The sequence below is a fragment of the Paenibacillus sp. UNC451MF genome (genome assembly GCF_000686845.1).
GTDB lineage: Bacteria > Bacillota > Bacilli > Paenibacillales > NBRC-103111 > Paenibacillus_S.
In genome coordinates this window covers 38,258-61,860 of the sequence record NZ_JMLS01000018.1, presented here as the reverse complement: position 1 = coordinate 61,860, position 23,603 = coordinate 38,258, and the positions used below count along the sequence as shown (strand labels likewise).

Sequence of the window (23,603 nt, the reverse complement as noted above, 5' to 3'; positions counted from 1 at the left end):
AGGGTTGGCCTGCTTGGTCTAAACCATACGGACAAAGCGTAAACATGTACCATCCTACAAATCCGGAGTTGGTATCTATGGCTAGTGTAAAACCATTATCCTCTCCGCGTCTGACGACCCTAATATTAGGCTGTTTGGCGCTGCTCTTGGTTATCAGTATTATTTTATTCCCCGATCAAGCGTTCAAATCTTCGCTGCAAGGCTTAAAGATCTGGTGGGAGCTTGTATTTCCTGCGCTGCTCCCTTTTTTCATCGTCACTGAAATTGCTCGTGGTATGGGTGTTCTGCATGCTTTAGGCGCCTTACTCGAGCCTCTTATTCGTCTTCTGTTCCGCTTGCCGGGCATTGCAGGATGGGCAATTGCCATTGGCTTCACAGCCGGTACGCCATCCGGTGCCGTTGCTGTAGGAAGCATGAGAAGAGACAAGCTACTCAGTCGGGAAGAAGCCGAAAGATTGCTCACTCTAAGTCATGTATCAAGCCCTGTATTCCTGATTTCGGTTGTTGGCGTCGGCTTTCTCCATAATGCTCAAAGCGGTCTTGTGCTAGCTATACTTCATTATGGATCCGCACTTCTGCTAGCATTGTGGCAGCGTTTTACGTTAACTCAGCAGCAGACAACATTAAGTACTGACAACATACGGGCAGCGTTACCTAAATCAACAAATGCCGGAGGACTCTTTATGCGCAGCGCGGCGGCTTGGCAGACAGCACAAGCTAATGACGGCCGGTCCTTCGGTAAGCTTCTAGGAGATTCGGTCATTCACTCGGTGCAGCAGCTAATGGCTATTGGCGGATTAATGATGATGTTCTCCGTTATCATCCATGGCGTTTCATTAAGTCAAGTTCTCTCGGTTGCCGGTCATGCTTTATCTGTAACTGGAATTACAACCCCCGAACAAGCTGGGGTCCTGTTAAATTCATTACTTCCCGGTTTGTTTGAATCACACCTGGGTGCCTATTCGCTAGGACAAAATCAAATTCTCTCGGATTCTTGGCAATATGCACTGTTAAGCGCCCTATTCGCTTGGGGAGGACTGTCTACCCATGCGCAGGTAAAAAGCTTCACACTGGGTACAGACATTCGCTACTCCGCCTTTTTGCGGTCACGCTTGCTTCATGCCGCCATCTCCTTCGTAGCCACAAGCGCACTATGGAAGCCGCTAAATGAGCTATTCAGCACAACAGTACCTACTTGGCTTCCGTCCTCTGTTCAGGCAAGCGGCAGTATGGATTGGACAATGCATTATGTAAATATGTGGCCTTTGTTAAGTAAATCTATGCTGTGGTTTAGCGGGCTTTTACTGCTCATGCTGTTGCTATCCATATTCATAGCTTTCGCATTCCATCATTCCCGACGCGATTCCAAAGGCTAGCTGCGTGGATATTTGATATGCAGCGCCTTTTCAACATCCTCCGGCACCAAATCGCCGACAGGCCCATGGAAACGGGCAATTTCTTTTACGATACTGGAACTTAAGTAAGAATACTGAGGCGTTGAGGTCATGAAAAAAGTTTCAAAGCTTTCATCAAGCTTCCGATTCGTTGAAGCCATCTGGAGTTCATACTCAAAATCAGATACTGCACGAAGACCGCGCACTATGAGATGCGCGTTTTTTTGCTTCATATAGTTAATAAGCAGATCTCGAAAATTGTCGATTTCCACATTAGGCAAATCCTTAGTTACCTTTTTAAGCAGCTCCGTGCGCTCCTCTAAAGTGAACAGCGGATTTTTACTGGAATTGTTCAAAACGGCTACAATCAACTTATCGAACACTTTTGCAGCACGGTGAATAATGTCCAAATGTCCGTTAGTAACCGGGTCAAAGCTTCCCGGATAAACAGCAATTTTCATTTCAAAGCGTTCATTACTCATAATTCAGTCAACCCCTCCAAGCAAGTGCATGCAACAATTAACTTACTCTTGCGATATATTTTTATAAATAGTCACCGCTGTATCGCCGTATTCGGCTCTTCGAACCCATTGCAAACGGCCGATCGGATCCTGGTAGGTATCCTCGGCGTCGTGTTCCACAACAATCGTTGCATGTGGATTCAGCATATTGGCTTGATCAAGCTGCTCGATCAATTCTTGTACTAATTTTAAACGATACGGAGGGTCCAAGAATACAAGATCGAATTTAGCTTCCCGCTTCATGAGCACTTTTAATGCTCGCTGCGCATCGTTGCGGTAAATTTCCGCCTGCTCAATCAGACCGGTTGTCTGCAAATTTTGCCGTATTGTGTCGATGCTCTTCTTATCGATGTCAGTCAATACAGCCCGATCCATCCCTCTGCTAAGGGCTTCGATACTTAATCCACCCGTCCCTGCAAAAAGATCCAGCACAAATCCGCCATCAAAATATGGACCGATCATGCTGAAAATAGCCTCCTTCACCTTATCGGTGGTAGGCCGTGTCCCCATGCCTGGTACAGCCTTAAGCGACCTTCCCTTGGCACTCCCTGATATGACTCTCATTTGTTTCCACCTTCTACTGGATAGTAATGCTATCGTACCACAAACGGAAACTTTTGCACAAAATTTTCTGTATTGCGTATAGATTGTTCGAATTGTGTCTATCCTTATATCATCGACATCCGAAAATGTCGTAGACAACCGCGGAGAAGACTTACGTTCCCCATAAGCTCTTCGTCCGGTTTCTCCTCTCCCATGAATGAGCCTCGTCGTGAGACGGGGCTCAGTTTATTTATTGCTCCATTTCTTCTCCTTGAAGTATGAAAGTTACTAATATTCACTCACCTATAACAGCTCATCTAAACCCATGTATCTCAGGGTTTATTTTTTATTACGGGAACCAGCCGCATTCGTTTTTTTCATACGTTCACTATCACAGTCTTTACCCAAATCTTTCTAGAGCAGCTGATTTATGAGATAATTGATTAGTTGGCTATGTCAACCTCATTTGACATCAAGGAGAGAATCACTAATGAAGCCTCGCGTATTTGCCTTCATCGGAATCATACTGCTCGTTTTCTTTTCCCTGAATTATTATATCGGTTGGAACGGTGCCGTGTTCTTTGCCGCATTGTTCAATCATCCTGCGAATGCTTTGTATTGGAGTATTTTTTTGCTATTCACGTTATCATTCATTATCTCGCGTTTTGGCTCGCGGTTTATGCCGAAATGGCTAACGACTCCACTGAAGATCATCGGTTCGTACTGGCTTGCTGTTATTTTGTACGGAATTATTCTGCTCCCCTTCGCGGATCTTGCAGCTTGGCTGCTCCGTCTTGTCTCAGTACCGGAGGAAGACTCTGTGCTGGTTACCGGCATGGTTGTCATTATCATTTTACTAACCCTGCTGCTTCGTGGACGCTGGAATGCGACAAGTCCAATTGTTCGAAAATATGAAGTCTCCATAGCCAAATCGGCTGGCGATATAAAACAGCTGCGCATTGCCGCAGCATCCGATCTGCATTTGGGTACCCTTGTCGGAAAAAAGCATCTTCAACAGCTAGTAGACCAGCTCGAAATGATGAAGCCTGATCTTATTTTGCTACCTGGGGATATAATCGACGATGAAATTGAGCCGTTTATTCGACTTCGAATGGGTGAAATAATGAAGCAGCTTCATGCTCCTTATGGGGTATTTGCCGTACTAGGAAATCATGAGTATATCGGCGGGGATATCGAGGAGTTTGTAAAAGAAATGAAAGCTTGCGGCATCGAGGTTTTAATGGATAGCGCGGTTAAAGTTCGCGACAGCTTCTATGTGATTGGAAGAAAAGATAAAGCCGTCGAGCGTTTCGGGAATGGCTCCCGTATGGATTTGGACACGCTGCTCATGGACGTCGATAAATCGCTTCCGCTTCTGCTTATGGACCATCAGCCGTATTACTTGGGTAAAGCTGCGGAAGCAGGCATCGATGTCATGCTCTCAGGTCATACCCACAGAGGTCAGATGGCACCTAGTCACTGGATTACCCGAAAACTGTTTGAGCTCGATTGGGGGTATTTGCAAAAAGATTCCATGCACGCGATTGTATCGTCGGGCTACGGTTCTTGGGGGCCTCCTATACGCATCGGAAGCCGCGCTGAAATCATCGAACTGACCATCCATTTCGACCCTGTACCGAAGAACCTGTCGTAACACATAAAGATTTTTATAACTTCGAAAAACCAAAAAAAATCCCTGTATCGTCGATGGCAGCCGACAACAGGGATAAACGTGATATATGTTGAATGTGGGATCAACACTATTAATTCTAAGGGAAATATGTTAATGCAAAATGAACCTAACCTTAAAAAAAGCTGAAAATGACCTGAAAGTTTTTCCAGTTAGCACATCATTCTCTCTTTGCTTATTCCTATTCCGCATGATTACGGACCAAAATGCAAACACTGGTAACAAAAGCAAAAGGAGAACCTCATCATGTGCGACCAATATACACTAACTGCGGATTTGTCCGAGTTAAACGACCGTTATAACATTACTAGAACGATGTTCTACTATGCAAACCAACGCAGTATGCTTCCCAAGCAGCCTATTGCAGCAATTACAGTAAAAAATCAAGAACGTACTCTTGATGAGTTCCGATGGGGATTAATGCCCTTCTGGGCTCAAGATTCCATTCATGCCGATTATCAAACCATTTTTGAAAAGCGGGCATTTGACCATCTGCTCAAGCGGCAGCGGTGCATTATTCCCGGCAGCAGCTTCGACAAGATTACCCCGCTAGACCAAAAGCAGCAAAAAATAAATCGGTACATTGTTCAGGATGGCCGAACGTTCGCCATGGCCGGTGTTTATGATGTATGGTGCGGTTCCTTTGGTGAAGAGCTGAGAACTTGCTCCATTCTCACTAGGAAGATACGAAACGAATCAACAGGCTTGGAGGAAGTCGTTCCACTTATTTTGGATGTAGAACAGACAGATACTTGGCTGGACACCGACCTCTTTGATAAACATGCACTTTATCAATGGATGAGGACATTGGATGCTCCTAAGCTGCGCGAGCTTCCCGCTGCCTGGTGGGATCGGGCGGATAGCTGGGATCCTGAGGAAGAAGGAATAGCCAGTCCTAGTATTGTATAAAGAAAGACCCGCCGAAGCGGGTCCTTTTATTTATAACGGATATTCCCTAATTTATCGGGATTAGCTATGAGATAAATCTCTTCTAAGAAACCGGCTCTAGAAGCAGTGCCAAAACAGATAGCAAATCTAGGCGATCCTTCTTGGATAAGCAGCAGCCCCCGGTCTCCATTGATTCGAACCTCCAGAAGCTCTCCTGAAAAAGATCCTTTGCCCTGAATCCCTACCAGGAAAGCTTGTACGCGATCCTTACCGAAGATCGGCAAAACTGCTGCTCGTACTTTTCCTCCACCATCGCTAATAAGCGTTGCTTGCTCCGTCAACATCTGGATGAATCCCTCAAAGTTTCCGGTTCTAACGCCTTTCATGAACGCTTGAACGAAAGGGCCACTGCTGGGTTGATCCAACGTTACCGCTGAATGCTCATCCTGATTCATTTTTTGCTTTGCACGGCTAAAGATCTTTCGGCAATTTGTCTCCGATTTATCAAGAATTTCGGCTATTTGCGAATAATCGTAGTCCAGCACCTCTCTCAGCAGAAAAATGGCCCGTTCCATCGGCGACAATTGCTGGAGCATAACGAGAAAAGCATAAGACACGCTTTCCTCTCGCACTACTTGTTCTTCCGGACTTAGGTTCGCATCATACATCTCTATTTCAGGTTCAGGCAACCATGGACCTGTGTAAATTTCTCTTTGCTTTCTGGCTGATTTCAAATGGTTCAAGCAGCGATGAGTTACTGCCTTGACTAAGTAAGCCTTCATGCTGCGTATATCCTCGCTGTGCACCCTCTGCAAAGCAACAAATGTATCTTGCACGATATCCTCTGCATCCGTATAAGATCCTAACATGCGGTAAGCGATCGACAGGAGCAGCTGCCGATGTTCTGTATAAGCCAGTTCCAGTTCAGTCAAACGGCCTGCCTCCTATTCTTAGATCCCTAATTTAATAACTAATTAACGAAGCCAGAAGTAAACCTGTCGCCAAGCTGAGACAAAATGAAAAGAGGCCCACAGAAATGTTGCCCTTTGGAATTTCAGCAACTACTTTGAATGGTGTCAAAAGCTCGAATAAATAGAATACAATCACTTGAAACGCAATACCGATAAGTCCCCATACAATTAAATCGATTAATCCGAGTGAATGATAAACAGCGGAAGCCAGAACCAGGGTTTGACCAATAATTTTACCGCCAAGATCATATGCTGATGCCCTTGCCGCAGCCGCTTTGGAAGGATCGGATAGATCGCCGCCCTCACGAATTATTTTGAATTCACTATAAGGCGTCGTAAAGGTGAATAATAATATTCCAATCCCTAGTAAAGGAACTGTCACTCCTAGATAAATCAAAAAATTAAGTATTGAATCCCACTGAGTCACTTTGACTCCTCCTTATTTAATAATCCTGAAGGCAAGTAATAAGAAATATTGTTCGTAATATGTCCGCCTACCCGTGCAATGACGGCTGAAGCTTTGCCTCCAATAAGAAAGCATCCCCACAAAAGACGACCTTCTGAAGCCCCCTTCAATGTTTCAATTTGAATTGAAGGAAGTTCTATGTATTGCTGATACACCATGGGTTGATCGAGATATTCCTCTTCGCCGCTTTCTGCCAGAACGTGGCCATCGGAGCCTACAATTGTCACTCCGCTTCCTTCCCGTCCGTAAATCGGCTTAATCACGTAAGGGATGGATGAATCTGCAAACCGGTTTTCCAAATAGGTCGGCAGCATATACGCTTCAATAACTTCATGCTCCTCCGCAGTGTAAAACTGTCCAGATTCATGTAAATTCCAAATGAGAGCTTGCAGCGCTTTCGTCTGGGCTGTAAAACCGGAAGGAGGATTCACCACCGCTACCTTTCTTTCCGCAATGAGGCGCAGCACATGCTCCCCGGTAGGGTAGCCATCTTCATCCCTATCCTCTGCAAGCTTCTCCAATGCATGAAGTCGATATAAGACATCAACAGGAGTCATCTGCCCTGAATCGTGTATCACCCACAACCGATCGTCGGTCACGCGCAGATCCGAGAGGGGAACAAAGGAAGCAGAGAGTCCCGATTGTGTAAGTAAATATCGGGTTGTTCCAGCATCCTCCTCATGCCAGTCAAGCGCACTAAAGAAGATATGCTCCACAGGATATTGCGATTCGTTATATGCATCTATCGCCTTTTGAAACGCTTCTGTCAGCATTGCAGCACAGCCGGCGTTTGGGTTCTCTGCGCCATATGCACTGCAGATAGCGCCATTGACATGAAAGGCTTCGACTATACCAGTCGGCGTATCGCTGTTGAATTCAAGCATTTTGATTTGTCCGTTATTAACGGCAAAATCAAATCTGCCGATTACGGTAGGAGAAGGCATTGCATCGTCGACCTGAAGACGTATAGCATCGAATGCCGCATGCGGTACACCAAGCTCCAGAAGCAATGCATCATCTGCCTGCTGGACTATGTTGACCGTTTTGGCAAAAACACGGCCCAAGCTTTCCGCAGCTTCTCTCATACGCTGAAGAGCTTCGTGCTCCAATTCATAAAGACCCGCTAATGCATACTCCTCGTCATACATGCAATCCCATACAAAGACTCCTTCTGACTTGAGCGGTCCATAGAGAGCCTCCCTACGCTCAACGTAAGGTAAGCAAGCTATTAGATGTTTACTGTGCACGACTTGCCACCTGCCTTAACTTGAGCTGGAGCTTCCACTGCTCCCGATTCCACCATGTGAAGAAGATCCTTGCGAAATACTGGATCCGTCGGAGGTTACCGATTTTCCTGATGATCCGCCATAATAGCCTCGGCTCGTTGAACCGCTGCCGCTTCCATTATCACAATAACCATCGTTATTCTGATCCACACAATTAGAGTTTGCCGACGTATTCGAACAACCGGTCGCCGCGATGAGAGAAGCAGCAACAAATAAAGTGACAAGCTTATGTGTTCTTCCATTCTTCTTATATTCCAATTGAACTCCTCCTAAACGTTATTCGCAACAGCAAACCTAACGGCTTTGCCCATAAATAACGGGTTCGTTAGTCTGCACAGTTAATTCGAGTTCACTGAAGCAGACTGGAGTTTATTTATTGCGAAAGTCTTCATTTAAAAACCTTATGCATTAGGATCCGATTTTACTGCATAATAAACGAAGGTTTCACGGTCTTCATCAATTTCAGCCGAAGTCCGGTACCATTCTTGACCGTCTATGTATAAATAGTTAGCCGCTAAATACAGCATAACATCCAGGCTGTCCGTGATTGGGTAGGTATGCACCAATTGATAATCGGTCGCAAACTCCTGAAACTCCCGAAGCTCCATTGTAAAGCCCTGCCGGCTTCCAGACGCAGGCTTCTCCCAAGACATAACTTTCTCATCCTCTGAAGGCTTAACATAGATAACATAGCATGATTCCTCAATAGCACAGGATGTTTTTTCGTATACATTGCCTTCCTTGACTAAATAATCGCAAGCAAAACGTAATGCTACTTCATCTCTTTCAATTTGCTCATAATAGTATAGCAGCGGAAAGTCCCCGCCTTCCTCATATAAACGATACTCCAAACGTGCCATAATGATATTCCCCTCTCAATCAATTGATCCTTATGCTAATAAACTGTTATGTAATACGCACTTCAAAGAAAAAGGGTTTCGCAAGCCATTTCCCTTAAGGAACGCGCGTTCTATTATGATAGCATTGATTGTAACATTTTTACAAACCATTTTAGCGCTTTAACAAAAAGAACTCTTTCCGAAAGGAAAGAGTCCCACATCTGATATCACGTTAGGTAGACGTCAATTTTGGCCCATGCTAATATACATTAGAGGTGATTCCAATGCTATTGCATAAAGGTGAGATTCTATTTAGGCAAGGCGAGACAGGACCTTTATTTCATGTTCGAAGCGGCCTGTTCAAAATTATGCGTGTACACGAAGACGGAAGTCCCTTCTTGGTGAACATTGTCGTACCGGGTGAAACAATCCCTCATCACTCTTTAATCAGTCCAAAAGATTATCACGGAACAGCCATCGCTCTCATTACCAGTGAGGTAGACACCATAGTTCCAGGTGAATGGTACGATGAGTTAGAAATGAATCCAGCTAAATGCCGTGACATTGCCCTGCAACTCCAAAGTAAACTGAGAATGATGCAGCAAAGAATAGATCATCTGACCCTCGTAACCCCTGCGGAAAAGCTGGAAAATCTCGAGCAATGGTTTGCAGAGTACATTTCCCCCTTATCCATCAAGGATATTTTGACTCAAGAGGAGATTGCCCAGTTACTGGGACTGCGACGTGAAACCGTTAATCGCTTATTTCGAAGCAAGCAAAGCTAGTATCACATCATTTATTACACAGACGTCGTTGCTTCACTCGGTTGGTCTTGTTCTTCCAGATTTCCTGCCGGCCCAAAGAACTCGTAATGCAAATTGGCGTCCTCTACACCCCACTCCTTTAAAATGCGATGTACAGACTTCAAGAACGGTACAGGTCCGCAATAATAAAAGCTGGCATCCGGCCCGGAAATGAATGATTTTAGCCAAAACAAATCGATATAGCCTTCTTTATCATAAGCCCCATCCTTCCGATCTAACTCTGTAGGAGCAGAGTAACAAACGTAAGAACGGACATGATCGTGCCTTCGTGCCAGATCGGCGACATGAGCTTTCATTGCATGAACTTGACCGTTTTGCGCAGCGTGAACGAATGTCACTGAACGATTAGACTCTTGTTCTGCCAACGTGTTCAGCATACTAATCATCGGTGTCAAACCAACACCTCCGCTGATCAATACGACCGGCTTTTCGTTTTTCTCCAAAGTAAATTCTCCCGCTGGAGCAGAGAGCTCCAACACGTCTCCTGCCTTCACATTATGGTGCAAATAATTTGATACAATTCCGGCTGGCTTTCCATCAAGCGCTCCTTCTCTCTTCACAGAGATCCGATAATGCGGTCTTCCTGGTGCATCAGATAAGCTATATTGACGAATGTGGGTATACGATTGCCCTGGGATCGTTAACTTGACACTAACGTATTGTCCAGGTTCAAAATCTGCAATCCCTTGGTGATCCTCAGGAACCAGATAAAACGATGTAATAACCTCACTCTCTTCCACCTTACGCTCTACAATAAATCGTCTAAAGCCTTGCCACCCCCCTGTTTGGCCTTCGGCTAGATCATACATTTCTTTCTCTGTTTGAACAAAGGCGTTGGCAATGACACCATAAGCTTCCGCCCAGGCAGCAATAATTTCATCAGTTGCAGCATCTCCAAGAACATCCTTGATTGCTTCTAGTAAATTTTGACCGACGATTGGATAATGCTCAGGTTTTACACCTAAACTGCGATGTTTATGCCCTATTTGTTTAACGACCGGAAGGATGGACGCAAGATTATCGATATGAACCGCCGCGGCGTATACCGTATTGGCTAATGCCGTTTGTTGACGTCCTTGCTTTTGATTAGCGTGATTAAAAATATTCAGCAGCTCAGGGTGGCGCGTGAACAACAACTCATAAAAACGCCTCGTAATGGCCGTACCGTGTACTTCCAGAACAGGTATAGTAGATTTAATTGTTCGTATCGTTTGTTCACTCAGCATAGGATCGCCCTCTCTTCAATTCATTATCTTACTGCTTTAAGTATATAAGAGAGGACGCGGACGCCTTGTGATTGGAGTCACATAGAAATGCACGGAATTGTGAAGTGCCTATTCAATAAAAAAATTCGCCCTCCTCACGGAGGACGAAACTTAGAATCCGGCTGTAGCTGTATTCGTTCCGCTATCTTTTAGCCCTTCAGCATTATCGTGCCCGGCATTACCGAAAACAATATTTGCTTCGCAGCTAGCAGAACCTACACGAACGGCTGCCGCTGAACTTTGATAGATTGAATTACTCGTAACAATATTACGCTTTGTCGATGAGCTTGATCCTTCACCAACGGTGTCTAACAAGATCCCATACTCCGTACGGCGTACATCGTTGTTTTTAACCGAGTTAGCATCCGCATTCAAGATCGCAATTCCGCGAACCGATCCATATATGGAGTTGCCAGCTATCGAATTGCCATAGGGTCTATCATCTCCTGCATTCTCACCGGCTTCCAATTGAATTCCTGCTGAAGCTGCACGTGAAATAACATTATTTACAACCGTGTTATAGCTGCATGCATCCTTCAAGCGTATCCCGTATGTAGAACTGTGCTCTTGATCAGTAACTGCATAAGGCGCAACAATATTGCCTTCTATCAAGTGATTAGAGCAAGCTGTCACTTTGGAGGATACCATAATAGCCGCGTCCTCCGAGTATTCCATGACATTGCCGGTAACATGGGAGTAAACACTGCCCATAGTTAAATGAACGCAATGTTTACTAACGTTTTTGAAATGATTTCCTTGTATCGTATGGTTTGCACCACCTTCCACTACGATACCATACCCTTCGGCTTGGCTTTGTGAACCGAATACTTTTATAAACGTACAATTCGAAATAATAACATGCTGTGCTCTTACAAGACGAATCCCGTTAGCAACGCCAGTAAACATACAGTTTCTGAGTGTAATATTAGCACCTTCAACTGCATAAATACCTCGTTCAACAATATCTCCCGTCGCTCCGCTAGGGCCCACCCCTTCGAGAGTAATTCCTTCAACGGAATAGTTATTGATGCCTGAACCGCTATACAGCATAAACATATCAGCATTTCCGGCTTTAATGAACGTGTTCTCTGCTCCGGCTCCAATCAGGCTAACCTTGTTTCGCATGAGTAAACCACGATTAATATAGTACTTGCCAGAAGGAAAAAAGACAGCTCCTCCTTTATCAGCAGCAGCAGCATCAATAGCCGATTGTATAAACGGGGCATCGTCATCATACCCGTTGCCCAAGGCACCGAAATCTTTGACATTAAGCCATGATTTGTTATCGGCGGCTGGAACGGTAACTTTTGCTGCATGAGCTTCAAAAGGCAGCCCTGCCCCCGCAGCAATTAAAGCGCCTGCCGCTCCCATAGAAGCAAGTAGTTGTCTGCGAGTCACCGGCTTATCTTTTGGTTCGTTTGACTTCAATGAATGCTCCTCCCCCTATTTGGTTCTCTATGAAAATTATAGCTTTCATAGTTTCCCATGGCAACCCTAGTCCTTTTCTGGAAGCTTAAGTTAAGAATTAACAAAAAAACAGACCCGCAGGTCTGCCCGTTGACTATATTGAAGCTATCCTGTGAGATTAACGGAACATACCCCACAGCTTGATCAAGTGGAACGTATTGTTTGGATCAATTCTTTGGGCTATAACGAAATTGATCATATGCTCTCTCTGCATATCGGTTATTCTCTCACCCAGAACCTTTGCCAGCATATCGACAAATCTTCTTACCTTCGTCCTATCCTGCAAGTCCGTCTTCGTCACACCTTGCAAAATCATTTTAATCCGCTCTTTTGTATCCGGATTTTTCATTTTCAACTTTACCCGCTCCACAAACACGGGATCGAAACCATATTTTTGATAGCTCATGTCACGAACTCCTCCCACAACAAGAATATGGTAGTCTGATGTGCCAACCTCTCTGTAAGTCTATGACGGAGGGCTCGGACATGTGTCTTATATTATGGCTTCGCAAGCAACATTAGGTGTTAATCTAATAAATCACTCTCAAATATATGTTCTCGACGCAAAAATTCGTGGAGCATGGAATAAGCAGCCGATGTCCAAAAATCGGGTCGTCGTACCATCGCCGCTGCATCGTCACGCGCTTGCTCCATCGTTTCAAAATCCGTAACCATATCGGCAATTCGAAAATCGGGCAGCCCGCTTTGCTTCGTTCCGAAGAAGTCCCCTGGACCTCTAAGCTCCAAATCACGCCGCGCGATTTCAAAGCCATCGTTTGTATCGGTCATCGCCTTCATCCGCTGCTTACCTACTTCATTTTTCGGATCAGCAATGAGTACGCAAAACGATTGATGCTCTCCTCTACCTACCCGTCCGCGAAGCTGATGCAGCTGAGATAGACCGAAACGATGCGCATCATAAACAACCATTAGCGTTGAATTCGGAACGTCTACCCCAACCTCGATAACGGTTGTTGATACCAGAACTTGTACGCGGTTTTCGCTGAATTCGCGCATGACCTCATCCTTCTCGGCAGGAGCCATGCGACCATGCAGCAAGCCAATACGAAATTCCGGAAAGGCGAATTGGATTTGCGCGTGCACATCTATTGCATTTTGTACGTCCAGTTTCTCCGATTCTTCGATTAACGGACAAATCACATAAGCTTGACGGCCAGCTTGAACTTCACGCCGAATAAAACCAAGTACTCGCTCCAACATATCGTGAGTTACCGCATACGTCTTAATTGGTTTTCTCCCCTTGGGAAGCTCACTCAAAGTCGAAACATCCATATCTCCAAATGCCGTTATCGCTAGTGTCCTCGGAATCGGCGTCGCCGTCATAGTCAATACATCCGGGTTCATTCCTTTTCGTCGAAGAACACTTCTCTGATTGACACCAAATCGGTGCTGCTCATCCGTAACAACCAAACCAAGCTTGCGAAAAAATACATCATCCTGAATAAGCGCATGGGTTCCTACTATAACATCGATTAATCCAAGCTGAAGCGATCCGAGCACTTCCCTACGCTGCCTTGCCGTCAGGCTGCCTGTTAGCAGCGCGACCTGAATGCCGTAAGGTTCAAACAAGCGTTCAAGGGAACGCTTATGCTGTTCGGCTAATATTTCCGTCGGAACCATCAGTGCGCCCTGATAACCAGCTTTGACTACGGCAAACAAAGCTGCCGCGGCCACAACAGTTTTCCCCGCACCCACATCGCCTTGAAGCAGGCGATTCATGCAAAAGGGCTGCTGTAAATCGTGCAGTATTTCAGCAAGTACATTTTTTTGCGACTCGGTTAAGGTAAACGGCAGCGCTCGCACAAAGGCGCGGACTCCCGGCAGATCAACCGGATGAGCGACTCCATCCGCCCTATCATGATTGATTGCACGATAGGCTTGCATCTTTAGCTGAAACAAGAATAACTCCTCAAATACCATCCGTTTACGAGCTCTCTGCCCTATCTCCATCGATTCTGGAAGGTGCAGCAAGGCTACCGCTTGTTTGCGCGCCATTAAGTCGTACTGATCGAGCAGCTCCTGAGGCAGCACCTCAAGGATTAAACCTCCATACTGCGTCAACGCTTGCTTCATCGTTTGACGCATCCACTTTTGTGTAATGGAACCTGCCACCGAATAAACAGGCTGCAGTGTACCTATCTGCGATGTCCCTTTTCCCGGAAATTCAGACTCCGATACGGTCAAATGCAGCCTTTTTTGATCCCATTTTCCAGTCAAGATAATGTCCGTCCCTGTTTGAAACTGATCCTTTAAGTAGTGTCGATTAAACCACACTGCGGTGATAAACAGCTTGTCCACGATGATCTTGCACGTCAGACGCGATTTAATTCGTCCGTACATCTGTACCTGAGGCAGACCCACGATAGTTCCTTGAACGGTAATTTTATCTCCGTCCTTGGCTTCGGTCAGATCGCGCAGTGTATAGTCCTCATACCGAAAAGGATAATAATCGAGCAGCTCACCAACAGTAGAAATGCCAAGGACAAGCAGCTCTTCCGGCTTCTTGCCCTTAACTCCGTACACCTCTTTGACCGGAACTTTGTATAAATCTATCGACATGCTACGCCGGTCTTACAAACGCAGCTACGGCTCCGGGACCGGCATGCGTCCCGATAACAGGACCTATTTTCGCATAGTCTAAGCTTTGTATTGTAAAGTGCTCCCTTAACAACGCACTCATCTCCTCCGCATAAGGATTGTTATTGGCGTGAGCGACCGTAACATGAAGCGGCTTATCGCCATAGTCTGCTTTCAACAGCTCCATGATGCGCGCCATAGCTTTTTTCTGTCCTCTCACTTTATCGACTGAGAAGACCTCCCCTTCGTCGGATATGGACAAGATCGGCTTAATATTCAATAGCGATCCAAGAAGCGCTGCAGCCTTTCCGATTCGACCGCCCTTTTGCAAATATTCTAGCGTATCGACCAAAAAGTAAATTTTTTGTTCACTCCGAATGGTCTTCAGCATGCTCACGATTTCATCCTTGCTTTTTCCTTCTCTTGCAGCTTCCGCCGCCGTAACGGCCAACATGCCAATTCCATAAGAAGCGGTCAAAGAATCGATAATGGTAAGATCGACTTGTTCCTCTAGCATGGATTGAGCAAGCAGCGCAGACTGGTACGTACCACTCATATGAGAGGATAAATGAATAGAAATAATCGGACCCTTCGATTCGTCAGCCAATCGCTTGTAAGTTTCCATAAACTCTACCGGTGAAGGCTGTGAAGTGGTAGGAAGCGAAGAGTGAGCTGCTAATTTTTCAAAAAAAGCCTCCGGCCCCATATCGACAGAATCTCTATAAGTTTCAGTCCCAAAATGAACCTTTAAGGGAACCAATTCTATGTTTAATGCTTTGCGCACATCCGCAGGAATATCAGCCGTGCTGTCCGTGACAACTCGAATCTGACTCAATCGATTCACCTCAAACTCTCAATTTATCAGTCGAATTATTCAGCAGAAATAATATAATAATACAGCGGTTGACCGCCATGATGAACTTCGACTTCCACATCATTATAATGCTGCTCTACATACTCTACCAAGTTCGCGGTCTGCTCTTTCACTGCCTCTTCACCTGTATAAAGCGTCACAATCTCCGCACCGTCCGCGAGGAGGCTATCTATCAGCTTTTGGCTGGAAACAAGCAAATCAGAATCGGACACTACAATTTTATGGTTATGAATGCCGATGAAATCACCCTGTTTAATGGTCATATCATCGATTTGTGTATCACGAACCGCATAGGTCACTAGGCCGGATTGAACGTGTTGAATTGCCTGCTGCATCACATCCGAGTTCTCATCGGGCGCCATGCTGTCCTGATAAGCGATGACCGCTGCGATGCCTTGAGGAATAGTTTTCGTTGGGATTACAACCAGTTGTTTGTCTTCAACAAGTTCAACCGCCTGCTGGGCCGCCAAAATAATATTTGAATTATTCGGAAGAACAAATACCGTCTGGGCTTTTACTTCAAGTACCGCTTTGACAATATCCTCTGTACTCGGATTCATCGTTTGGCCCCCTAAGAGCACCTGATCCACACCGAGGCTGGAAAAGATATTGGATATTCCTTGACCTGCGGATACGGCGACAAAACCATAGCGTTTGAGCTTGGAAGTATCCGCACTTTGCGCTGTTGATACGGCTTGAGCAGCGGTTGTATCCGAATGGATAATATGCGAATGCTGATCACGCATGTTTTCGATCTTTATGCGGCTTAAATCACCGTACTTCATAGCGTAATTCATTACACTGCCCGGAAATTCGGCATGAATATGGACCTTAACCAAATCGTCGTCTGCAACAACAAGCAGAGAATCCCCTAAGGTTGAAAGCTGCTCGCGAAACTTAAGCTCATCAAACACGTTACCCGATAGCTTATCACTATTCAGCTTGACAATAAATTCGGTGCAGTACCCGAATTCTATATCTTCTGTTGCCAATTGAGATTGAGGTCGGCTTGAAGCCGCATGCACCGTTGAAACGGGCGATTCGTTTAATCTAACAATGGAAGGCCCGACTTGATGTTGTGCCGCTGTGTCCTCATCCGTTTGGGAGGACAGCAATTGGAGCGCTTGTAAGAAACCTTCGTATATGAACAGCAGTCCTTGCCCGCCAGCGTCAACGACGCCTACCTGCTTTAACACGGGCAGCATCTCCGGTGTTCGTGAGAGTGCTTCACTGCCTTTTTTCCATACTTCTTTCATCAGCTCGGTCACATCGGCAGTACGTTTAGCAGAGCTTAAAGCCTGCTTGGCTGCCTCCTTAGATACAGTGAGGATTGTACCTTCAACTGGCTTTACCACAGCCTTGTAGGCCATATCTACCCCGTTCTGTAACGCAGCTGCGAACCGTTGAGCATCAATGGATTCCAAATCTGAAACCGACTTCGAGAAACCGCGGAACAACTGGGACAAAATAACGCCAGAGTTTCCCCGAGCCCCCATCAATAGCCCCTTGGCTAAAGCATCCGCCGCTTTACCGATATGGCTTGAAGGACGTCGACGAAGCTCCTCTACACCAGAGGTCAGAGTCAAGTTCATATTGGTTCCTGTGTCTCCATCTGGAACAGGAAAAACGTTGAGCGCGTTGACGTTGTCCTCATTTTCTCTAAGCTGCTGGGCGCCTCTCTCCACCATTCGGATAAAGTCATTCCCGTCAATTACATTTAAGCGCTTACTCAAAAAAACATTCCCCTCCCTGCGAAGTCGAACCGCGGCTTACTTCCACTAGTACCGCAGTCCTCTTAGCGTTACTGAGCCACACGAACGCCTTGAACATATATGTTCACCGACTCCACTTGAAGGCCCACAACTTCGTTTAATACGTACTTTACCTTAGTCTGAACATTGTGGGCCACAACCGATATTTTTGTACCGTAGCTTACTACAATATAGAGATCTATTGCAAGTGCTCCCTGCGTATCTTTCCGGACCTCGACACCTCTACTTAAGTTATCGCGGCGAAGCAGTTCCGCAATGCCATCCTTCAGCTGATTACGCGATGCCATTCCTACGAGTCCATAACAATCCAAAGCAGCCGATCCCGCCAACACAGCAATGACGTCTTCGGTAATCCATACTTTTCCATATTCCGTAGCCAGTTCGATAGCCATTTATACAGCTCCTTTGATATAGATTAGAATGGACTACAACTCATTTTACTATATCAAACGAAAGAAATAAATAAAATTTGGTCAATCTCCCTTAAAAACATCCTTGCAACATTGACGGCTTTCATACCGTTATGATATGATATTTGAGTGTGTTTTTTAACAGGTTTTTCTTACGGAGAATGCTTTTGAAGACAAGTAGTTAGGTCATCGAGGCTGTTAAGGAGGTGTAATACAATGTCCCGCAAATGTTTCATTACTGGCAAAGGACCAGGTACTGGTAACCACGTGTCCCACGCTAACAACAAATCAAAGCGCACTTGGGGTGTTAACGTTCAGAAAGTTCGCATTCTGGTGGACGGTAAGCCGAAGCGCGTTTATGTAAGCACGAAAGCTTTGAAATCCGGAAAAGTTACTCGTGTCTAGTTCTTACCATCAGATAGACAAAAAGCACCTGGCCGCAGGTGCTTTTTTTAGTTTGATTGTCGCTGGCCCAAGCACCATCCATCCTCTTTGGCCGCCATAAGTATACATTCATGATACGATCAGTTTTTACTGAAAGTATTAAGTACTGCTTTAACAAATCCGCCTATAATTCTCGGTAGCTTGATTGTGTAAAACTTCATTTCTACCCCTCCTCCGGTTTTCACTAGCAAAGCTTCTGCTCGAAGTCCATCTCGATGATTTCACCTGCGTTCTCACCTTCACCGTTTGGGTACAAGGCAGTCAACGGAACAAAGTCAAGTCATTATACTTCATTGTATTCCGCAGCTTTGCAAAACGTGCCTATCCCATGCCGATCCACAAAAACAAAAAAGGCTACAAAAGCCTAAACTTTTGTAACCATGTTATGCGGCGATAAGCCGGAATATGACTGCGGAGGAGTTCATCCACTATGTATAAGGGCTGATTAAGGAGCTGCAGGCAGCTGTCCTGTCTTTACAGCTACATAAAAAGCATAGATAACAGCAAATATAAAATATAATACGATAGTCGAAGCAACAAATGCGATTCTCATCCCGCGACCATCATGTCTCTTAAAAAATTGAACGCCTGTAATCAACGCACCAAGTGAGAAGATGTATTTCAGCAAATCGTCTATTTGAGAAAATAAACAGAGTAATAGTGCGCAAAGTATACTATAACCTAACACCGTCAAAAATCTCACCCGATTTTTACACCCCGCTTCGAATCTGCCGAATAGCTTCCGCACGATCATTGCGGTTAAATACGGCGCTCCCTGCTACCAGGACATTAGCTCCTGCGGCTATAACCTGCTGTGCAGTTTCCGCATTAATCCCTCCGTCAACCTCTATATCAACATGACCTAATCCTCTGTCGTTCAGCATCTCACGCAGCTTGGCGATTTTCGGCAGCATGGCAGGGATGAACTTCTGTCCCCCGAAGCCAGGATTTACCGTCATAATGAGTACTAGATCCAAATTCTCATCCATTACATGTTCTATCGTAGAGAGCGGGGTTGCCGGATTGAGCACAACTCCCGCTTTAACATTATTTTCTTTAATAAAATGCAATGTACGATGAAGGTGACGGCAGGCCTCCACATGGACGGAAATCAGATCTGCACCCGCCTTGGCAAAAGCCGGGATGTAGGCGTCCGGATTTTCGATCATTAGATGGACGTCCAACGGCAGGGCCGTATGTGGGCGGATCGATTCAACGACCAGAGGTCCAATTGTAATGTTGGGCACGAAATGACCATCCATTACATCCACATGAATCCAATCTGCTCCGCCTTTTTCCACATCGGCAATTTCCTCACCTAATTTGGAAAAATCAGCAGATAAAATAGATGGCGCAATGTTCAGCATGTTACTCAGTACCTCCTTCTTCTCTCTTTGATATCGGTTAAAAATTGCAAATAGTGTTCGTACCGGGATGAAGAGATTTCTCCTTTTTCCTTTGCCTCGATCACCTTGCAGTCTGGTTCATGAAGATGTAAACAGCCGCGGAATTTACAGCCGGAAGCATGGGACTTAAACTCCTTAAAACAAGAGCTCAGCTGCTCCGCTTCTTCAATTTGTAAAAAGTCCAGCTGGCTGAACCCTGGAGTATCAGCTACCAGCCCCCCGTTGGCAAGACGAATCAACTCTACATGACGGGTAGTGTGCTTCCCTCTTCCGAGCTTCATGCTAATTTGATTCGTTTCCAGCTGAAGACCTGGTACCATTGCATTCAGCAGAGAGGATTTACCAACACCAGACTGCCCTGCAAAGACACTTATGCGTCCAGCCAACTGCTGTAATACAGGATCAATTCCGATACCGCATTTGGCACTTGTAACAACTGTACGATATCCAATGGATTCGTACAATTGTACAATATCATTCACCCCGGTGAGCAGCATTTCTCCTTTGGCAGGAGCTGCTGCTTCCGCTGCATTATCTTCCACAACCAAATCCTGCTTCGTTAAGCAAATAATCGTCTCCAGTCCTGCACTTTCCGTATGAACCAAAAACTTGTCCAACAGCTGCAAATTAAGCGCAGGCTCCGTAACCGCAAACACAAGCACAACGATTTCTACGTTAGCTACGGGAGGCCTTACAAGCTCTGAGGATCGCGGCAATATTTCATCCACTGTACCCTCACCGTTTTCCGTTAACTCATAAAGCACCCTGTCCCCAACCAATGGAGAGACGCCGCGTTTTTTGAAAATCCCGCGCGCTCTGCATTGAATAGAGGTCATAAGCTCATCTTCTTCTGAAAGCACATAATAATAACCGCTGAGTGCCTTTACGATTAGACCGGCTGGCATTAATTTCTGCCTCCTGTATTGTTAGGATTACTTGTTTGAGAACCTGGCGGAGTAGCCGAACCTGATCCAGACGCCCCATTCGTATTAGTTCCTGATGCTGGCACAGCACTACCGCTGCCATTAGCTGCTCCACCCGTTCCCGAGTTTTTGACAGGAGGTGTTGGTGTCGGGGTTGCTCCTGGGCTCGGCGTAGGCGTTGGGGTCGGCGTATTGCTCGGCGCTGTACCGCTGCCTTGACCACCGGAAGGGATCGGATTAAATGGTTTTCCGCTTTTCCAAGCCAGAAAATCTTGATAGGTCACTGTGATCATATCAGAAACTACATTGTCCTGCTTGATAGTGATCGTAGCACTTTTATCCGGTGACAGTACCAGGTTCACATCCGCTGTCGTCGCTTTCGTGACGTTAGTGAGCGTCTTGTAATCAAAATTATCGTACGCCGCATCGCTAAGAATAATTTTGACTGTCGAAGCCTTGCCTTCCTTCGCCGGCTTGATCGGTACCGTTACCGTCATCGGCCCTGCTTCCTCCGGATAGCCTGAACTAATAATAAGCTTGATTTCGGTGCCGGGCGGCACTTCTTCTTTATACTTGTACGGGAACTGAGTAATGACCTTCCCTTTAGGCTGCTTATAGCTTGTCTCGTACGTGATGCCGTCGGCAGCAAGCTTCAGGCTATTGACAGTAATCTTAGACTTGGCTTCCGCTTCCGTCAGACCAACCAAATCAGGCATAGCTATACTCTCTCTGCCCTTACTTACAACAAGCTTTACCGTTGCGGTAACAGGATCAACCTCTTCATCCTGTCCCGGCGTTTGCTGCAAGACTGTTCCTGGTTCTGCATCAATGAACTTTTGCTCAGTTGTAATCTTATCTTCTTTAATCCCTAACGCCATAATAGCCGTCTTGGCATCCGCCAGCTTGGCCCCTACGACATTCGGCATTTTCAGCTTATCGATGCCTTTACTTACTGTGAGCGTTACCTTGCTGTGTACTTTCAGCTTTTGGTTCGATGGGCTTTGTCGGATAACGGTATCCTTGGCAACCTCTCGTGAGCTTTCCTGTACAACCTCTGCATCCAATTGTGCTGCGCTCAACTTTGCTTTAGCTTCGGCAACTGGCAGGTTGACAACATAAGGCACGTCCACTTCCTGCACCGTAAATTTAGCCTTAACCACTCCGACCAAGTACCACATCGCACCCAGCACCAGCAAAAGAACGATAATCCATATCAGCGGCTTGACCCAGCCTCTTTTCTTCTTTCCACCACTTACAGCAGGCTCAACCGCTTTTTCTACTTTGTCATCATCGTCGTCATCCGACTCAGCCATATACTGACCCGGGCGAATTGCAGGTATGATCCGCGTTTTCTCTTCGTCCAGCTCGTCCTCATCTAAGAAATTAATCTTCGCTTCATTACGTCGATGAGGCAAAAGGCAGCTGTCCAAATCATCCAGCATTTGCTTAGCGGAGCGATAACGCTCTGCTGGATTTTTACGCATAGCCTTTAATATTATATTTTCTACACTTTGCGGAATCAGCGGATTAGCCTTACGCGGGTCCTCCACTTCCTCCTGCAAATGCTTTAGTGCTACGCTAATCGGGCTTTCCCCCAAGAAGGGGAGCCGACCCGTCAGCATCTGATACATAACGATACCGAGCGAATATAAGTCGGATTGCTCCCCCGTAAAGGTACCTTTGGCATGCTCAGGCGAGAAGTAATGGACAGAACCGACAACAGAACCGGTTTGAGTGATCGTGGAAGAGGTCACAGCGCGGGCAATACCGAAATCAGTCACTTTGACCCTGCCGTTTTTCCCTAACAAAATATTATGAGGCTTAATATCGCGATGAATGATTTGATTGTGATGGGCGTGATCGAGAGCGTCGCATATTTGGCTGGCGATGTGAACCGCTTCTTCCACCTGTAATGGCGCTTTTTCCTTGATCAGCTCATTTAGGGTCGTACCTTCGATGTATTCCATCACAATATAATGAATGTCTTCCTCTTGACCTACATCGTAGATACTGACCACATTCGAGTGAGATAGTGATGCCGCTGCCTGTGCTTCCCTACGGAAGCGCTGAATGAATTCCTCGTCATGTACATACTGCTGACGCAGCACTTTTACGGCGACGTGTCGATGTAATAAAATATCAAGTCCTTTATACACTATAGCCATGCCGCCGCCGCCGACACGTTCGAGAATTTCGTAACGGCCACCCAGCTGCTTACCTATCATTCACCATCACCCCGTTTCACCGTCAAAATGTTCTGCATCTCCCGCTATCGGATCAGCAGCATTACTGACCAACACCACGGTAATGTTGTCATCGCCACCCGCTTCCAGCGCTTCGTTAACAAGTTTTTGTGCCGTCTCTTCCAACGGCTCTGCACCATTCACTAAAGTCAGCAGTTGTTCCCTGCTAACCAAGGAGCTTAGTCCATCGCTGCAAATCAGCAGCACGTCTCCGTTATTCCATGTAAAATCCTGAATATCCACTTCAATTGTAGCTTCTGTTCCAAGAGCTCTAGTCAAAACATTGCGGCGAGGATGATGAGTGGCTTCTTCCCGAGTAATCTGTCCGTTCTTAACCAACTCGTTAACCAAGGAATGATCTTCCGTCACTTGCTCAATAGCACCGCCGCTGAATCTGTAAGCACGGCTATCACCGATATGTCCGATAACGACCGATTGTTCGTCAGCCAACACGGTAACTACAGTGGTACCCATGCCATAATAATTTTCGCGCTGTGAGGCAAATTCAAAAATTTTCTCATTTGCCAGCTCAACCGCTTGCTTCACTTGTATCCGCCGTTGTTCGACGGATGCGTCGCTTGCAATACTTTGCAATTCATTCTGAATAATATCTACGGCCATTTGACTAGCGACGTCACCTGCTTGGTGACCGCCCATTCCATCAGCAACAATAGCTAATACAAAACCATTTAAATTCTCCTGAACAATCGCGCGGTCTTCATTGACCATTCGGACGCGCCCAACATCCGTTTGATTGGCCGTTTTTACCATGGTTCTCC

At 45.9% G+C, this 23,603-nt stretch carries 24 protein-coding genes; 5 read left to right on the top strand and 19 right to left on the bottom strand.

Annotation, left to right across the window (positions count from 1 at the left end):
- Positions 1–77: 77 nt before the first annotated feature.
- Positions 78–1,376 carry a nucleoside recognition domain-containing protein gene (locus tag BP97_RS0118230; RefSeq protein WP_028550380.1) on the top strand — a complete coding sequence of 433 codons (1,299 nt, stop codon included), beginning with the start codon at positions 78–80 and terminating at the stop codon, positions 1,374–1,376.
- Here the strand turns inward: BP97_RS0118230 and coaD are convergent.
- On the bottom strand, positions 1,373–1,876 hold the full coding sequence (gene coaD / locus BP97_RS0118225) for a pantetheine-phosphate adenylyltransferase (protein WP_028550379.1): 504 nt from the start codon (positions 1,874–1,876) through the stop codon (positions 1,373–1,375). The two genes, BP97_RS0118230 and coaD, sit on opposite strands and share 4 nt — an antisense overlap.
- A gap of 42 nt (positions 1,877–1,918) precedes the next feature.
- Positions 1,919–2,479, bottom strand: coding sequence for a 16S rRNA (guanine(966)-N(2))-methyltransferase RsmD (gene rsmD, locus BP97_RS0118220; RefSeq protein ID WP_028550378.1), 561 nt, complete (start codon positions 2,477–2,479; stop codon positions 1,919–1,921).
- A gap of 469 nt (positions 2,480–2,948) precedes the next feature.
- Here rsmD and BP97_RS0118215 point away from each other — a divergent pair, with 469 nt between their 5' ends.
- Positions 2,949–4,112, top strand: a complete 1,164-nt coding sequence (locus BP97_RS0118215) for a metallophosphoesterase (protein ID WP_028550377.1) — start codon at positions 2,949–2,951, stop codon at positions 4,110–4,112.
- 282 nt (positions 4,113–4,394) lie between these two features.
- Positions 4,395–5,057 carry an SOS response-associated peptidase gene (locus tag BP97_RS0118210; RefSeq protein WP_028550376.1) on the top strand — a complete coding sequence of 221 codons (663 nt, stop codon included), beginning with the start codon at positions 4,395–4,397 and terminating at the stop codon, positions 5,055–5,057.
- A 26-nt stretch (positions 5,058–5,083) separates the two neighbouring features.
- Here the strand turns inward: BP97_RS0118210 and BP97_RS0118205 are convergent, their stop codons facing one another.
- The 5 genes from BP97_RS0118205 to BP97_RS0118185 form a co-directional block, all read right to left on the bottom strand.
- Positions 5,084–5,968 carry an RNA polymerase sigma-70 factor gene (locus tag BP97_RS0118205; protein WP_231506333.1) on the bottom strand — a complete coding sequence of 295 codons (885 nt, stop codon included), beginning with the start codon at positions 5,966–5,968 and terminating at the stop codon, positions 5,084–5,086.
- Between the two features lie 31 nt (positions 5,969–5,999).
- On the bottom strand, positions 6,000–6,434 hold the full coding sequence (locus tag BP97_RS0118200; protein ID WP_028550374.1) for a DUF350 domain-containing protein: 435 nt from the start codon (positions 6,432–6,434) through the stop codon (positions 6,000–6,002).
- Complete coding sequence (locus BP97_RS0118195; RefSeq protein WP_231506332.1) at positions 6,431–7,720, bottom strand: glutathionylspermidine synthase family protein; 1,290 nt, start codon at positions 7,718–7,720, stop codon at positions 6,431–6,433. Before BP97_RS0118195 ends, BP97_RS0118200 begins: the two co-directional genes overlap by 4 nt.
- A gap of 15 nt (positions 7,721–7,735) precedes the next feature.
- Positions 7,736–8,017 carry a hypothetical protein gene (locus tag BP97_RS0118190; protein WP_028550372.1) on the bottom strand — a complete coding sequence of 94 codons (282 nt, stop codon included), beginning with the start codon at positions 8,015–8,017 and terminating at the stop codon, positions 7,736–7,738.
- A gap of 143 nt (positions 8,018–8,160) precedes the next feature.
- A complete protein-coding gene (locus BP97_RS0118185) occupies positions 8,161–8,619 on the bottom strand; it encodes a hypothetical protein (RefSeq protein WP_028550371.1) in 459 nt (152 codons plus the stop codon).
- Between the two features lie 263 nt (positions 8,620–8,882).
- On the opposite strand from BP97_RS0118185, the gene BP97_RS0118180 reads away from it, so the two are divergent.
- On the top strand, positions 8,883–9,383 hold the full coding sequence (locus BP97_RS0118180; RefSeq protein ID WP_028550370.1) for a Crp/Fnr family transcriptional regulator: 501 nt from the start codon (positions 8,883–8,885) through the stop codon (positions 9,381–9,383).
- Between the two features lie 14 nt (positions 9,384–9,397).
- On the opposite strand, the gene hmpA is transcribed toward BP97_RS0118180, so the two are convergent.
- From hmpA to BP97_RS0118145, 7 genes are all read right to left on the bottom strand, one after another.
- Positions 9,398–10,648 carry an NO-inducible flavohemoprotein gene (gene hmpA, locus BP97_RS0118175; RefSeq protein ID WP_028550369.1) on the bottom strand — a complete coding sequence of 417 codons (1,251 nt, stop codon included), beginning with the start codon at positions 10,646–10,648 and terminating at the stop codon, positions 9,398–9,400.
- 150 nt (positions 10,649–10,798) lie between these two features.
- Positions 10,799–12,115, bottom strand: a complete 1,317-nt coding sequence (locus BP97_RS0118170) for a right-handed parallel beta-helix repeat-containing protein (protein ID WP_028550368.1) — start codon at positions 12,113–12,115, stop codon at positions 10,799–10,801.
- Positions 12,116–12,272: 157 nt separating this feature from the next.
- A complete protein-coding gene (locus BP97_RS0118165) occupies positions 12,273–12,560 on the bottom strand; it encodes a stage VI sporulation protein F (protein WP_028550367.1) in 288 nt (95 codons plus the stop codon).
- 119 nt (positions 12,561–12,679) lie between these two features.
- Positions 12,680–14,734, bottom strand: a complete 2,055-nt coding sequence (recG, locus tag BP97_RS0118160; protein WP_036746144.1) for an ATP-dependent DNA helicase RecG — start codon at positions 14,732–14,734, stop codon at positions 12,680–12,682.
- Position 14,735: 1 nt separating this feature from the next.
- Positions 14,736–15,587, bottom strand: a complete 852-nt coding sequence (locus BP97_RS0118155) for a DegV family protein (RefSeq protein WP_028550365.1) — start codon at positions 15,585–15,587, stop codon at positions 14,736–14,738.
- Between the two features lie 35 nt (positions 15,588–15,622).
- Positions 15,623–17,359 carry a DAK2 domain-containing protein gene (locus BP97_RS0118150; RefSeq protein WP_028550364.1) on the bottom strand — a complete coding sequence of 579 codons (1,737 nt, stop codon included), beginning with the start codon at positions 17,357–17,359 and terminating at the stop codon, positions 15,623–15,625.
- Positions 17,360–17,427: 68 nt separating this feature from the next.
- The gene (locus tag BP97_RS0118145; RefSeq protein WP_028550363.1) at positions 17,428–17,790 is read right to left on the bottom strand and encodes an Asp23/Gls24 family envelope stress response protein; all 363 of its coding nucleotides are present in this window, start codon (positions 17,788–17,790) and stop codon (positions 17,428–17,430) included.
- 234 nt (positions 17,791–18,024) lie between these two features.
- On the opposite strand from BP97_RS0118145, the gene rpmB reads away from it, so the two are divergent.
- On the top strand, positions 18,025–18,213 hold the full coding sequence (gene rpmB, locus BP97_RS0118140; RefSeq protein ID WP_028550362.1) for a 50S ribosomal protein L28: 189 nt from the start codon (positions 18,025–18,027) through the stop codon (positions 18,211–18,213).
- Between the two features lie 119 nt (positions 18,214–18,332).
- Here the strand turns inward: rpmB and spoVM are convergent, their stop codons facing one another.
- The 5 genes from spoVM to BP97_RS0118110 form a co-directional block, all read right to left on the bottom strand.
- Positions 18,333–18,413, bottom strand: coding sequence for a stage V sporulation protein SpoVM (spoVM, locus tag BP97_RS36795; protein ID WP_036746143.1), 81 nt, complete (start codon positions 18,411–18,413; stop codon positions 18,333–18,335).
- 549 nt (positions 18,414–18,962) lie between these two features.
- Positions 18,963–19,619 (bottom strand): ribulose-phosphate 3-epimerase, encoded by a 657-nt coding sequence (rpe, locus tag BP97_RS0118125; protein ID WP_028550360.1) that lies wholly within the window; start codon positions 19,617–19,619, stop codon positions 18,963–18,965.
- A 5-nt stretch (positions 19,620–19,624) separates the two neighbouring features.
- On the bottom strand, positions 19,625–20,563 hold the full coding sequence (rsgA, locus tag BP97_RS0118120) for a ribosome small subunit-dependent GTPase A (RefSeq protein ID WP_028550359.1): 939 nt from the start codon (positions 20,561–20,563) through the stop codon (positions 19,625–19,627).
- A complete protein-coding gene (gene pknB, locus BP97_RS0118115; RefSeq protein ID WP_028550358.1) occupies positions 20,563–22,806 on the bottom strand; it encodes a Stk1 family PASTA domain-containing Ser/Thr kinase in 2,244 nt (747 codons plus the stop codon). Before pknB ends, rsgA begins: the two co-directional genes overlap by 1 nt.
- Before the next feature lie 6 nt (positions 22,807–22,812).
- Positions 22,813–23,595: a Stp1/IreP family PP2C-type Ser/Thr phosphatase gene (locus BP97_RS0118110; RefSeq protein WP_028550357.1), complete on the bottom strand. Its 783-nt coding sequence runs from the start codon at positions 23,593–23,595 to the stop codon at positions 22,813–22,815.
- Positions 23,596–23,603 lie beyond the last annotated feature (8 nt).

Excerpts from the sequence above, each read along its gene's own strand:
- BP97_RS0118230 (WP_028550380.1), top strand. The coding sequence starts at position 78 with ATGGCTAGTGTAAAACCATTATCCTCTCCGCGTCTGACGACCCTAATA.
- coaD (WP_028550379.1), bottom strand. The coding sequence starts at position 1,876 with ATGAGTAATGAACGCTTTGAAATGAAAATTGCTGTTTATCCGGGAAGC.
- rsmD (WP_028550378.1), bottom strand. The coding sequence starts at position 2,479 with ATGAGAGTCATATCAGGGAGTGCCAAGGGAAGGTCGCTTAAGGCTGTA.
- BP97_RS0118215 (WP_028550377.1), top strand. The coding sequence starts at position 2,949 with ATGAAGCCTCGCGTATTTGCCTTCATCGGAATCATACTGCTCGTTTTC.
- BP97_RS0118210 (WP_028550376.1), top strand. The coding sequence starts at position 4,395 with ATGTGCGACCAATATACACTAACTGCGGATTTGTCCGAGTTAAACGAC.
- BP97_RS0118185 (WP_028550371.1), bottom strand. The coding sequence starts at position 8,619 with ATGGCACGTTTGGAGTATCGTTTATATGAGGAAGGCGGGGACTTTCCG.
- BP97_RS0118180 (WP_028550370.1), top strand. The coding sequence starts at position 8,883 with ATGCTATTGCATAAAGGTGAGATTCTATTTAGGCAAGGCGAGACAGGA.
- hmpA (WP_028550369.1), bottom strand. The coding sequence starts at position 10,648 with ATGCTGAGTGAACAAACGATACGAACAATTAAATCTACTATACCTGTT.
- BP97_RS0118165 (WP_028550367.1), bottom strand. The coding sequence starts at position 12,560 with ATGAGCTATCAAAAATATGGTTTCGATCCCGTGTTTGTGGAGCGGGTA.
- recG (WP_036746144.1), bottom strand. The coding sequence starts at position 14,734 with ATGTCGATAGATTTATACAAAGTTCCGGTCAAAGAGGTGTACGGAGTT.
- BP97_RS0118145 (WP_028550363.1), bottom strand. The coding sequence starts at position 17,790 with ATGGCTATCGAACTGGCTACGGAATATGGAAAAGTATGGATTACCGAA.
- rpmB (WP_028550362.1), top strand. The coding sequence starts at position 18,025 with ATGTCCCGCAAATGTTTCATTACTGGCAAAGGACCAGGTACTGGTAAC.
- spoVM (WP_036746143.1), bottom strand. The coding sequence starts at position 18,413 with ATGAAGTTTTACACAATCAAGCTACCGAGAATTATAGGCGGATTTGTT.
- rpe (WP_028550360.1), bottom strand. The coding sequence starts at position 19,619 with ATGCTGAACATTGCGCCATCTATTTTATCTGCTGATTTTTCCAAATTA.
- rsgA (WP_028550359.1), bottom strand. The coding sequence starts at position 20,563 with ATGCCAGCCGGTCTAATCGTAAAGGCACTCAGCGGTTATTATTATGTG.
- pknB (WP_028550358.1), bottom strand. The coding sequence starts at position 22,806 with ATGATAGGTAAGCAGCTGGGTGGCCGTTACGAAATTCTCGAACGTGTC.
- BP97_RS0118110 (WP_028550357.1), bottom strand. The coding sequence starts at position 23,595 with ATGGTAAAAACGGCCAATCAAACGGATGTTGGGCGCGTCCGAATGGTC.